This is a genomic window from Providencia sp. PROV150 (assembly GCF_028481025.1).
In the GTDB taxonomy this organism is placed as follows: Bacteria; Pseudomonadota; Gammaproteobacteria; order Enterobacterales; family Enterobacteriaceae; genus Providencia; species Providencia hangzhouensis.
Genome location: NZ_JAMPPJ010000021.1, coordinates 156519 through 168560 on the forward strand (window position 1 = coordinate 156519; position 12042 = coordinate 168560).

The window sequence follows — 12042 nt, forward strand, 5'->3', positions numbered from 1 at the left end:
GTCTTTTAATGAAATAATATTTCAATATATTAATTAAGGTGTGAAATTTTAGTGCAATGCTACATTATTTCACAAACTCTACCCTGGCTACACCACAGCAACTCATAAATATAATAAGTTACGAAGATGAGGTTCTGAGTATGAAAGTAATGAAATTAACCGCACTTTATAGTGTGCTTCTGTTAGCTAGCGTTTCATGGGCTCAAGCAAATACCAATGAAAGTGCCGGCGTCTATAAAAAAGCCTGTACACCTGAGTTAATTCAAGCAGCAAAAAGCAATGCAGATATTTGCTATGGCGTGAATACGGCTAGTGATATTCAAATCACTAAAAAAAACGATGATAAATATAAGATAAAAGTTGTCATTATTGGTGAAAGTACCAATAAGAATTATATGAATACTTATGGCTACCCATTAGAAAATACACCGTTTCTTTCATCGGTAAATGGGCGTTTTTTCAATAATTTTATTAGTGCGGCATCCAATACGGTACCGACCTTAACGCGAGCTTTAGCGAAAAATGATCTAAAGACGATCACACAGCACCATGAAAAGCCGTATTACAATAATAATTCAGTTGTTGATTTAGCCAACAAAGCGGGTTATGAAACTTATTATATCGGTAATAATGGCAGTTTTGGTGATGATGAAATTGGCTTTACAAATTATTTTCTAAAGGCGAATTATTTTTTACCGGTTAGAGACAGCAAGCCTGGTTTTGAAAACCTTTTCGTGCAAGAAAAGTTTGTCGTTGATGACAGTGTGAATAAACTCACCAATGATTTTAAAATGTTACCTGCCTTTAAAGCTGCGTTAAATAACCCGTCAGAGAAAGAAAAAGTCATTTTTGTTCATATGTGGGGGCCTCACCATGATGGTTGGCCGAAAGGAGCTTGCGAACTCGTTAAAAATAATTACAACATTAACCCTGAGCAATTTGATACGGGCTGGGGAAGTATAGCGAACTGTTATGTTTCAGCGATTAAACTGAGTGATGATTTTATTGGCGATATTTATAGTATCTTGCAAGAAAATAATAAAAATGGGGATTACCCGTTCTCCATTTTATATTTTTCTGACCATGGGCAAGGGCTAGTCAAAGCCAATAAGCAGCACGTAAAAGCACTGGAAGCAGAGTATAAAGGGTATATCAAAGACGGAAATCTATACTTACGCCATGGTCAACTCGTGAAAGGGGCATATCAAGTCCCATTAGTGGTCATCAATTCGGATGATACTAAACGTGAATTTCGCGATGAAATGTTAAGTGAGTGGAATTTATTTGATTACTTCGCGTCGTGGTTAGGAGTAGAAACTAACCTAACCTCCCCAGCGAAAAGTATCGTGGCGGAGACTATCACACCTGAAAAAGATATCGATGTCTTTGTTTTCCCACGGGACGAGTTTGTGAAGTACGATAGCTTGCCGCAGGATACCGTATTATCACCAGCCACAGTTAATACCAAAGTTGTCGCTGACAATTAATATGTCAAAAAATAAGGCAGAACCGAGCTATCAGTTCTGCCTTTATTTTTATTCAACAAGTTATTGACTCAATGCATCTGCAACTGCTTTAAAGCGGGCAAATTTATCACGTAACTGTTGATACCCAACGGCGTTTGGTTGGTAAGTCGTGATTTTGGGTGTGCTTGCCGCAATAGCGACATCAAAACCTGAATAGTAACCTGTTCCGACTGCGGCACAAAGTGCAGCGGCTTGGCAACCTGATTGCTGTACATTGACGACATCTAACGGCAAGTTACTGGCATCACAGAACATTTGCATCCACAGTGGTGACTGTGTTGGGCCACCCGTGAAACGAATAGATTCTGTTGTATTATCAAGGCCAACAATACGGTCTTGATGTAGCAAATGTGAAAACACAATTCCTTGATAGATAGCATAAACAATATCAGCATCCGTATGGTGTGAGCTCAAACCGAGTAGACCACCATGCAAATTACTGTGGTAGTTAGAACCGTACAGCCAAGGAAAAAACAGAATATCATTTGGCCGTGTTGCCCCTTCAGCCACACAGTGATTCAGTACGTTATAATCTTGCAAACGTTGATTGAAGAAGTGACGAGTGAACCACGCGAGGTTACTGGCGGAAGTCGGGCTGCCTTCGTGGACAAAATAGGTACCTGGAATACAGTATTTACTCCATACGTATGGGTAATCTGAAGGCACAATTTCATCGAAGACACGGGTTGAAATGGTCCAAGTTCCGGCTACGGCGCTGAGTTTATCTTTTTGGCTCACCCCTGACGCCAACGCTGCACCCACCACGTCAAAGAAGCCACCAAATACAGGGGTTCCTTCTACAAGTCCAGACTCAGCAGCGGCTTTGTGGGTTACCGTTCCTGCAAGTTGAGCCGAATTAATCACCGGTGCTAGTTTGTCATTTGTCTCATCAATACCAAATAGTTGGCATAATTTAGGGTCATAACTCGACAGGGTTTGGTTAAATAATTGGCTGCCAGAAATATTGGTTTCTTCGCAGGCAATTTGGTCGGTTAGACGGTAGCGAATGTAATCGTGGACCATCAAAACATGTTGAGTATCGCGATAATTATCGGGCTCGTGTTGTTTTAACCAACGTAACAGCGCCACAGGATGAGAAGCCCATAATTGCTGAAAACTCAATGGATAAGCTTTATCCGCGGTGCCGTCTTGGTGCCATTCATCAACAATAGATTGAGCTCGTGAATCAGATGACACAATCCCATTCCTAACCGGTTTTCCTTGGCTATTGAGTAAATACAGCCCTTTGCCGTGAGAAGAAAAGCTGACACCGGAAATTTGGGCGGCGTTGAGCTGGCTATTTTGAATCGCTTGGCGAATCACGCTGCAAGCCGCTTCCCACAGCATTTCCATATTGCGTTCACTAAAACCTGCTTGTGGACTCTCAGTGGGAAAAGAATGTTCAGCAACGGTAATTTCTTGGCCTTCTGCGGTGTAGATACCCGCTTTAATGACGGTACCACCAAGGTCAACACCCATAAAAAATGCATTCATTATCGGCTCCTTTAGGCGTTGTGCCAGCCTGCTTGTTGCATTTTGTCTTCCATCCAATGACGAGCTTTGATAATTTCAATCAGTGGCTCATCGGCTTTTTCTGTCCACATTTCAATCAGGAAGGAGCCACGGTAATTTAAACGTTTTAATAATTTGAATAAATTAACAAAATCCACGCAGCCTTCACCGAAAGGCACATCACGGAATTGGCCTTTACAGGTTTCAGTCACCGCATACGTATCTTTTAAGTGAATTGCTGCGACGTGTTCAATTCCTTGGGTGAATTCTTTTTCGACATCATTGCCCCATGCCGTTAAGTTGCCGACATCAGGATACACCTTGAACCAAGGCGAGCGAATTTTATCGGAAAGCGTTTGCCATTTGCTAATGGAATTCATAAATGGCGTATCCATGATTTCTACCGCACACATCACTTGAGAAGCGGCCGCAATTTCACTGACCCATTGCATGCCTTTTTCGAAATTGGCAATCGTTTCGGTATCTTGCTCTTCATAGTAAACGTCATAACCCGCGAGCTGAATAGTGCGAATGCCTAAGTCTTGAGCGAGCTTAATGGCTTTTTCCATTAAGGTATAGGCCATCATGCGAGTGCCTTCATCATGGCTACCGAAAGGAAAACGGCGATGGCCCGATAAACACATACTTGGAATGCGAATACCTGTTTCTTGAATGGCTCTAACCACTTCCAGACGTTCAGCGGGGCTCCAGTCTAACCGAGCTAGACGTTCGTCAGTTTCATCTACTGACATCTCCACAAAATCATAACCTGCAGATTTTGCGATAACTAATTTTTCTAACCAACTGCTGTTTTTCGGTAATGCTTTTTCATAAATACCAATTGGATGCTTGCGCATGGTTTTCCCCTTGAAAAATTAACTTTGTGTCGATGCTTTATTAAGGCGTTGGTTGCGGTTCATCGCACGTTTAGCACTCCATTTTTCTTTGAAGAACTTGAATGCTAGTGCCAAGATGAGCGTGATCCCCCAAACTGCGAGGTTAAAGTGCAGGCTTACACCAAGCAGGCTTAAACCTGTCGCAATGACCTGTAAAACCAATAAGGCACAGAACACTCGGCTAACCTTACCAACTCCCCCAAATGGGTTAGTTCCACCTAATACGATGGCAAGAATGGTGAGCAGTAAATAGGAGTCCCCGTAGCCCATACGTGCAGAGTTAAAGCGAGCCATCATGATGAGCCCAGCTAATACACATAACAGGCTAGAAATGGTGTATATCGCAATCATGACACGGTCGGTACGAATACCGCTGAACCACGTTGCATTGATGTTACTGCCACTCATATAGATATTTTTACCTAAACGCGTACAGCCTAGAAACAGCGCTAAGAGAATTGCGGTAACAATGAAAATAATCATCGCAATTGGTACCCCAAGCACCGTATCGGAACCAATGGCACGAACAATGGGCGGCATGCCACTCAGCGCTGCTCCTTTGGTTAGGTAAACGCCAATACCACTAATAATCGTCATAGTACCGAGAGTGACTAGAATAGGGTGTGCCCCGATATGGGAAATCATCAGCCCTGTTAAGCTACCGATAATGACCGCAATTACAGTTGCGCCGATCAATGCGAAGACCAGCCACATCAGCTGTGTGCCCGTCCCTGCATCCACTGGCAGGTAATTGATAAACACCCAAGCCATAAACAGGCCAGTTAAGTTAGCGGTACTAATAATGGCGAGGTTTAAGCCGCCACTTAACATAGGTACAAACATGGCAAAGGTGAGTAAGCCCAATTCAGGTAACTGAAAAGTGATACTCAAAAAGGTATTTTGAGTAAAAAAGTGCCCTGGCATGGCAATACTAAACGCGGCGATAGCCAGAACAAAGATTGAAAGCAGTCCGATAACAGAGCCATCAATTTTAAAAAAAGCATTTTTTTTCATGGTGATATTCCTGTTAAACAAAACCTACGTCCGTCTCTTTACGTTTTTTATAGTGGGTAATACAAATCGCAATGAGAATAACCAGCCCGATGACGATATTGACGAAGTAGTTTGAAACACCAATCAGGTTAAGGCCGTTTTTCAAGATACCAATCAGGAAAACCCCCATTAATGTACCTATCACCGAGCCTCTGCCACCGGATAAACTGGCTCCACCCAATACAGCAGCTGCAAGCACATCCAGCTCCCCTCCCACAAGGGCACTCGGTACCACTTCACTCATTCGGTAGGTTTGCAACATGCCGCCAATCGCTGCCATCGCGCCAAGGTAGCCGTAAGCAAACAGATAAATCACGGAAACACGAATACCAATACGAGATGCAGATTCTTGGCTGCCGCCAACAGCATATAACTGACGGCCGATGTGGGTTTTATTCATTAAAATCCACGTTAAGAAGGCAATGCCTAGCATTACAATTAACGGCAAGCCAACTTGGTAATATTCGCCATCCACTTCAAAAGGCAGGATAGTCACAGGGTCAACCCACCAATCAGGCAAGTCATAAATGCTGTGACCGTTGGTTAACCACATCAGCATTCCAAACAGCAGTGATTGCATACTGATGGTGATGATAATTGACACAACATTCAGCGAGTAAATTAAAATGGCATTGATTAAGCCAAAAGCGATACCGATGATAATCGCCAATGTGATACTAACGGCAGGGCTTGCAATAAAACCTTGCAATAACCAAGTGGCAATCACGTATTGCACTACGGAAGCCACAGCGGCAAACGAAATATCAATGCCCCCAGTGACAAGAACCACAAATAAGCCCAAGGCGAAAATACCCGTCACCGCATAGCTTTCACTGAGGTCGAGTAAATTTTGAATAGTCAGAAATTGTGGGCTCATCAATGTGAAGAACACCACCATGATAAGAATGACCCAAGTCAGCCAGCCTTCGACAGATTGTGGTCGTAATTTTTGCCAATTAGCCATTGATGATTTCCTCCAATTGTTGCTCATTGATGGAATCTGTCACAATTTCTTTGACGATAGCGCCTTGTTTCATATGTAAAATTCTGTCGCAATTGTAATAAGCTTCGGAGGCTTCATCGGTAATTAATAAAATGGAGATACCGACACCTGACAAACGGTGAATCAGCTTGTAAATACTGTCTTTTGCGCCGATATCAACACCAACGGTTGGCGAATCTAAAATCAGTACTTTAGGGCGAGTTAAAATCCATTTGGCAAGTACCACTTTTTGCTGGTTACCGCCTGAAAGTGTTGAAAGGGCGTTATTTGGGTCGGTGACTTTAATATCTAAGTCGGCTATCCACTCTTGTACGATTTCTTGGCACTGTTTTTCATCGATTAAATGCCAAGGTGTTTTGAGTCGATCAAGAATCGAAATCACCATATTGTCTGCGATGGATTGTTGTAAAATGGCACCTAAAGTCAGGCGGTCTTCAGAGACATAACCAATGCCACGCTTAATGGCGTCGGTGTTGTTTTTTAACTTAACAGGCTTGTCTTCGATAAATAATTCGCCGCTATCTGGATGGGTAATACCAAATAACGATAATGCTAATTCGGTACGGCCTGAGCCTAACAAACCACATAAACCTAACACTTCACCGCGTTTTAAATTTAAGTTGATATCACGATATTGCCCAGCTCGACTGAGGTTTTTTAGCTCAAGTACTGTGCGTCGGTCTTCCGCATTATTGGGTGGCTTGCGTTCATGGACAATGTCTAAGCCAGTCATTAACTCAGTAATTTTGCGGGTAGTTAAGCCTTCAGCAGGCCAAGTCCCAATTTTTTGTCCATCGCGGATCACCGTGATGCGGTCAGAAATCTCTTTCACTTCTTCTAGTCGGTGACTTACGAAAACAACAGTAATACCCTTATCTTTTAGGTAATTAACCGTTGAGAGTAGTTGGTTGACTTCTGTACGGGTCAATGACGCTGTTGGTTCATCCATAATGACCAGGCGTGCATCAGCAACTAGGGCGCGGCAGATAGCAACTTGTTGGCGTTGAGCAATGGGTAAAAATTGCACAGGTGTGTCTGGGTCAATGGTGAAAGCCAGTTCATTGAGGATTTCTAAGGCTTTCTCGCGCAGTTGTTTTTTGCGAAACCAGCCAAAATAGCCTTTGAGGTTTAGCTCAAAGGCGATATTTTCAGCAACGGTTAAATTTGGAAATAATGACAAATCTTGGTAGATAACTTGTACGCCTAATTCACGTGCTTTATCGGGCGTCAATCGGTGATAACTTTTCCCATCAATTTCAATTTTACTACCGTCATCAGGGGCATAGACACCACTGATAGTTTTAATTAATGTGCTTTTCCCACACCCATTGGTGCCCGCTAAACAGTGCACTTCACCTTTGTTGAGCGTCAAATCGATATTGCGTAATGCACGGTGACCACCGAAGCTTTTGGAAAGGTCGCGCAAGGTAATGAGTGGATCGGATTTGTCAGCTTTTGAGGTGCTTGTCATAAGTACAATTCCTACTGCAAATAAATTGGTGTTGGCTTGTTCGTGATGAGTTCGAGCCGCTGCGTTAGTGCAGGCGACTCGAACTCAAAGAACATTAAAATTAATATCTTGATAAATATTGTATTTTTGTTTTGAACATTATTTTGACAAGGTGAAATTACAGACCGACTTCGACCAATTTTTTCGTATTTTCAATATTCAAATTAACGGGGTTGTCACTCAAAATCGTGTTGCCACTGACTTTGATTTCACCCATATCACCAATAGACACGCCATCTTTAATTTCTTCACCATTCATCATGGCAGTCGCAACCTGTACAAATACTTGTCCTGCGACTTTTGGATTAGAAATATAGCCGCCATCAATTGCGCCTTTTTCCAGTAATTTGATGCCTTGGCCAGGTGTGAATGTCCCGAATACACAGGTTTCATCATTTTTACGGCGTTTATCAATGGCTCGGCCTGCACCGATAGGGCCTTGTGAACCAAATGACATGATACCTTTTAAGTCTTTGTGCTTAGATAACAAATCATTAGCTGTACGCATTGAGTCATCAACGGATTCGGCAACACCAAAGCGGTCATCGACCATTTGCATTTTCGGGTAGTTCGCTTTCTGGTAAGCAATTGCAGCGTCGGCCCATTCGTTCACTAATGGTACTGTCAGGCTTCCCACAAACATGGCATATTTGCCTTCTTCGCCCATGCATGCCGCCATATCTCTCATATGGTTAGCGCCCATACTTTGGGTATCAAGTAATTCAAAGTCCCAATCTGCATTTTTTTGGTTTGGTGATTCGTGGGTAATGACTTTAATTCCAGCGTCTTGAGCACGTTTTAATACAGGCTCAAGCACTTTAGCGTCGTTAGGGACAACGCCAATGACATCCACTTTCTTCGCGATTAAATCTTCGATAGCACGAACTTGTTCCGCTGGGTCAGCCGTTGTTGGGCCAACTTGGAAGGCATTTACACCGAGTTTTTTGCCTTCTTCAGTAATACCTTGTTCCATCACATTAAACCAAGGAATACCACCGACTTTAACGACGACACCCATGGTAAAGGGCTTTTGTGCTTTTTGTGATTCAGCCATCGCGACATTTGAAAATAGTGCAACGCTCATTAAACAAGGTAAAACTAGCTTCTTCATGTTCATAGTTGTATTCCTTAGTGTAGATGGATACTAAATCAAGAAATTCCATTATTTAGAAATAATGAACTTCTTATATTTAGATATGCCTATAATTAAGTGCCAAGAAATTATGGGTAAATAATATCCCTGCGCTTATTTAATACAGAAAATAAAATAGAACTTATTGTTTTTTACTTACATCACAGTTACATGATTTTTATTTTTATAACTTATTTATCGCACTCGATAATTCTAAGGTTAGAGAACTTTTCTTGAAAACTATTATCATTTAGTTTGTTTGTAATTAATACGTCAATATCATCAAATGTACAAACCTGGCTAAATGCATATTTTCCTAATTTACTATTATCCGCGAGCAAAACTTTATTTTCGGAAACCTGTAACATAATATTTTTTAATTTTGAGTTTATTTCACTGCCATCGCGAATACCATTTTCGATATTGAACCCTTGGCATGAAAGAAATAAGGTTTTTATCTGAAAGCTACGGATAATACTTTCTGCAATTGGGCCATGAAAATCATCATGGCGTTCTGAATATTCCCCGCCAATACCAATAACACGTACTCGGTCACGGCAGGCCAAGGCTTGGATAATCTTGACCGAGTTTGTCACTACCGTAATGTCGATATCAGGTATTTGCCGTGCTAAAAACCAGCAAGTACTGCTGTTATCTAACATAATACAGTCACCAGGCTGAATTAATTTTAGTGCGGCCTTTGAAATCTTCATCTTGGCATCAGGGTGCTCTTCGGTTCTTTTGCGAAAAGACTCTGCGCCATCAACCATTTGACTGAGTTTGACCGAAGAAGGCATAACATTCACCATCGACATTTCTTCTTGGTCGATGGCTACCGCGCCCCCAAAGCTACGGATGATCTTATTTTCCCGCTCAAGGGTAGTTAAATCACGACGGATAGTTTCTTGAGAAACGAGACATAATTGAGCTAAATCACGCACTAGCGCCGAGCCATTCTGCGAAACATGAGAACAAATTAATTTATGGCGTTCGGCTTGTAACATATTTAACTCCTATTCTTTCCACGATATTTATTCTGCCCGTGTTGCTTTTTTTTTGTCGTGATTGGATTCAAGTAATCTGTTTTTGAAAAAAACAAAGCCTGCTAAAGTGATTTTGATCTTAATTTTAAGAGTGCTAATGTGGCTTGTTACATAATAATTAGATTTGAATCACTATATTTGCGGTGTTTTTTTGCTTTTCTCTTAATAAACAAAAAATATTGGGCTAACTCGGTCATTTAACCACATCTGTATTATGACTTTATTTGACTGAATATGCCCGAATAAGACCGACTTAGGCGATTTTGTTACGAATTTGTAAAGTGAGGTGCTTTTTAAATGGCCTAAATCTGTTTACCTTAATAGCCAGATAAAGGTTATCAACACACAAAAAACATCACCATAATAAATTTTTGTTGTTGATATTAAAGCATATTTAAGCAAGCTAGGGAGTTGTTATGTTAGAACAATTGAAACAACAGGTTTTTGAAGCGAACCTTGCCTTACCCAAACATAACCTAGTGACATTTACTTGGGGAAATGTGAGTGGTATTGACCGCGAAGCTGAGCTAATGGTGATAAAACCTTCTGGCGTTGACTATGAAACCATGAAAGCAGAAGACATGGTGGTGGTATCGTTAGAAAGTGGAGAAGTAGTCGAAGGGAAATATCGACCGTCTTCAGATACCGACACGCATTTGGCATTGTACAAAGCATTCCCTGAAATTGGCGGTATTGTTCATACTCACTCCCGTCACGCCACGATATGGGCTCAAGCAGGGCAGCCATTGAGCGCCTTAGGGACAACCCATGCCGATTACTTCTACGGTGAAATTCCTTGTACCCGTAAAATGACAGAAAGTGAGATTGAAGGGGATTATGAAAGAGAAACGGGCCATGTGATCATTGAAACCTTTAAGGAAAAAGGCCTGTCAGCAAAAGATATTCCTGCCGTATTAGTGAATAGCCATGGCCCATTTGCTTGGGGGACAAGCCCCGATAACGCAGTGCATAACGCCGTAGTGTTAGAAGAAATTGCCTATATGAATTTATTTACCCGTCAATTAAGTTCACAAGTAGGTTCAATGCAACAAGTATTATTAGATAAACACTATTTACGTAAGCACGGTAAAAATGCATATTACGGGCAAAAATAAAGTAGCTAAAAAATTAATTAAATAGAATTGGCGAACGAGAGTAATTATTGATTCTATGATCAATAACGGATTTTTTTTTCGTCAATAAAATAGCCACAATGAATATTCTATGTGGCTATTTTACTGTTATTTTAAATAAAGCAATTTCTCAGGTTTATTTGATTAAACCTGTGGTTGTTTATAAGATAATTAAATTTATTTAAACTAAGTATATCTCTCTAAGCTGCTTAATATCATTATCTGTGAATTTAAGTTCATCTTTAATATACCTTTCAACAGAGCCAGATATTTCCTCCATTGTATTAAAGACTTCTAAAATAAATGATTCTTGAGTATCAATTAGTGAGAGTAAATAATCCAGTACATTTTGGTCTTGGGTTATTTTTCGATATCCCGCCATTTTAATTTCGTTACGTTCAAGCCGGTTAAAATGGGTGATCATATAATCCTGTACAATGGTTTCTTTTGGCACTCCTAACATGGAAAGTACCAGCAATGCACCATAACCAGTTCGGTCTTTTCCTCCACGGCAATGCTGAATACTTGGGGCATTTTGTTTATTTAATAAAACCTCTATCATTTGCTTAAAGGCAGCTTTTGACTTATCACTCACCACAAATTGGCGATATTGTTCCAATATTTGTAACCCATCGCCGTTAATCATTTCTTTCGGAATGTGTTGGATAACACTTTCGATTAGTGCTTTGTCTTCATTATCTGGTGATGCGGCAAATTGTGCTGCTAATTCAGCAGTTTGAGCCGTTGCATCAAGGTGATAAGTTTCCTTTTCACCAACATAGCAATTAGGCGATTTATTAATTTCATTTTGAGTACGATAATCGATAATGCTGTTAATCCCTAGGTGGGAAATATAGTTGACCGCTTGTTGATTCAAATTAAACAAATGGTTGGAACGGTATAACATTCCCCATTTCACCTGTTTTCCGTCTGTTGTGGTATAACCCCCAAAATCACGGAAGTTATTTAATCCCTCAATAGGCAATGTTCTTTCAGCGAATAATCTACGTCCGTTGGCATTTTGTAAAATAAAATAGATACGTTGTTTAGCATTTAATGGGTCTTGAACTGTAATGGTATTCTCTAATTTATCTGTAATGAAATTCTCAGGATAAACTTGAGTATCAGGTCTATCCGTCCAATATAATGCTAGAGGAGAGGATGGAATTTCACTAAACTTTATTTCGAGTGTTGATTCACTCACTCTGTTGACTTCGATTTCCATATATTTCCC

General features: G+C 40.8%; 10 protein-coding genes. 2 read left to right on the forward strand and 8 right to left on the reverse strand.

Going from position 1 to position 12042, the window contains the following annotated elements; translation table 11 throughout:
* Positions 1-140: 140 nt before the first annotated feature.
* Positions 141-1487 carry a phosphoethanolamine transferase gene (locus tag PSE83_RS14600; protein ID WP_164565560.1) on the forward strand — a complete coding sequence of 449 codons (1347 nt, stop codon included), beginning with the start codon at positions 141-143 and terminating at the stop codon, positions 1485-1487.
* Positions 1488-1547: 60 nt separating this feature from the next.
* On the opposite strand, the gene PSE83_RS14605 is transcribed toward PSE83_RS14600, so the two are convergent.
* The 7 genes from PSE83_RS14605 to PSE83_RS14635 form a co-directional block, all read right to left on the reverse strand.
* On the reverse strand, positions 1548-3020 hold the full coding sequence (locus PSE83_RS14605) for an FGGY-family carbohydrate kinase (RefSeq protein ID WP_172767442.1): 1473 nt from the start codon (positions 3018-3020) through the stop codon (positions 1548-1550).
* A gap of 11 nt (positions 3021-3031) precedes the next feature.
* Positions 3032-3895, reverse strand: a complete 864-nt coding sequence (locus PSE83_RS14610) for an L-ribulose-5-phosphate 3-epimerase (protein ID WP_172767441.1) — start codon at positions 3893-3895, stop codon at positions 3032-3034.
* Positions 3896-3913: 18 nt separating this feature from the next.
* Positions 3914-4948, reverse strand: coding sequence for an ABC transporter permease (locus PSE83_RS14615; protein WP_004259206.1), 1035 nt, complete (start codon positions 4946-4948; stop codon positions 3914-3916).
* A 13-nt stretch (positions 4949-4961) separates the two neighbouring features.
* Positions 4962-5951: an ABC transporter permease gene (locus PSE83_RS14620; protein WP_004259203.1), complete on the reverse strand. Its 990-nt coding sequence runs from the start codon at positions 5949-5951 to the stop codon at positions 4962-4964.
* Positions 5944-7461 (reverse strand): sugar ABC transporter ATP-binding protein, encoded by a 1518-nt coding sequence (locus PSE83_RS14625; RefSeq protein WP_094961581.1) that lies wholly within the window; start codon positions 7459-7461, stop codon positions 5944-5946. The genes PSE83_RS14620 and PSE83_RS14625 overlap by 8 nt, the downstream gene beginning before the upstream one ends.
* A 157-nt stretch (positions 7462-7618) precedes the next feature.
* Positions 7619-8611 (reverse strand): substrate-binding domain-containing protein, encoded by a 993-nt coding sequence (locus tag PSE83_RS14630; protein ID WP_036958239.1) that lies wholly within the window; start codon positions 8609-8611, stop codon positions 7619-7621.
* Positions 8612-8823: 212 nt separating this feature from the next.
* The gene (locus PSE83_RS14635; protein WP_004259195.1) at positions 8824-9636 is read right to left on the reverse strand and encodes a DeoR/GlpR family DNA-binding transcription regulator; all 813 of its coding nucleotides are present in this window, start codon (positions 9634-9636) and stop codon (positions 8824-8826) included.
* A 455-nt stretch (positions 9637-10091) separates the two neighbouring features.
* On the opposite strand from PSE83_RS14635, the gene araD reads away from it, so the two are divergent.
* On the forward strand, positions 10092-10790 hold the full coding sequence (gene araD / locus PSE83_RS14640; protein WP_164565558.1) for an L-ribulose-5-phosphate 4-epimerase: 699 nt from the start codon (positions 10092-10094) through the stop codon (positions 10788-10790).
* A gap of 199 nt (positions 10791-10989) precedes the next feature.
* On the opposite strand, the gene PSE83_RS14645 is transcribed toward araD, so the two are convergent.
* On the reverse strand, positions 10990-12033 hold the full coding sequence (locus PSE83_RS14645) for a tyrosine-protein phosphatase (protein ID WP_164565557.1): 1044 nt from the start codon (positions 12031-12033) through the stop codon (positions 10990-10992).
* Positions 12034-12042 lie beyond the last annotated feature (9 nt).

What these genes read in the sequence shown, in the direction of transcription:
- PSE83_RS14600 (WP_164565560.1), top strand. Translation starts at nt 141, where the DNA reads ATGAAAGTAATGAAATTAACCGCACTTTATAGTGTGCTTCTGTTAGCT.
- PSE83_RS14605 (WP_172767442.1), bottom strand. Translation starts at nt 3,020, where the DNA reads ATGAATGCATTTTTTATGGGTGTTGACCTTGGTGGTACCGTCATTAAA.
- PSE83_RS14610 (WP_172767441.1), bottom strand. Translation starts at nt 3,895, where the DNA reads ATGCGCAAGCATCCAATTGGTATTTATGAAAAAGCATTACCGAAAAAC.
- PSE83_RS14615 (WP_004259206.1), bottom strand. Translation starts at nt 4,948, where the DNA reads ATGAAAAAAAATGCTTTTTTTAAAATTGATGGCTCTGTTATCGGACTG.
- PSE83_RS14620 (WP_004259203.1), bottom strand. Translation starts at nt 5,951, where the DNA reads ATGGCTAATTGGCAAAAATTACGACCACAATCTGTCGAAGGCTGGCTG.
- PSE83_RS14625 (WP_094961581.1), bottom strand. Translation starts at nt 7,461, where the DNA reads ATGACAAGCACCTCAAAAGCTGACAAATCCGATCCACTCATTACCTTG.
- PSE83_RS14630 (WP_036958239.1), bottom strand. Translation starts at nt 8,611, where the DNA reads ATGAAGAAGCTAGTTTTACCTTGTTTAATGAGCGTTGCACTATTTTCA.
- PSE83_RS14635 (WP_004259195.1), bottom strand. Translation starts at nt 9,636, where the DNA reads ATGTTACAAGCCGAACGCCATAAATTAATTTGTTCTCATGTTTCGCAG.
- araD (WP_164565558.1), top strand. Translation starts at nt 10,092, where the DNA reads ATGTTAGAACAATTGAAACAACAGGTTTTTGAAGCGAACCTTGCCTTA.
- PSE83_RS14645 (WP_164565557.1), bottom strand. Translation starts at nt 12,033, where the DNA reads ATGGAAATCGAAGTCAACAGAGTGAGTGAATCAACACTCGAAATAAAG.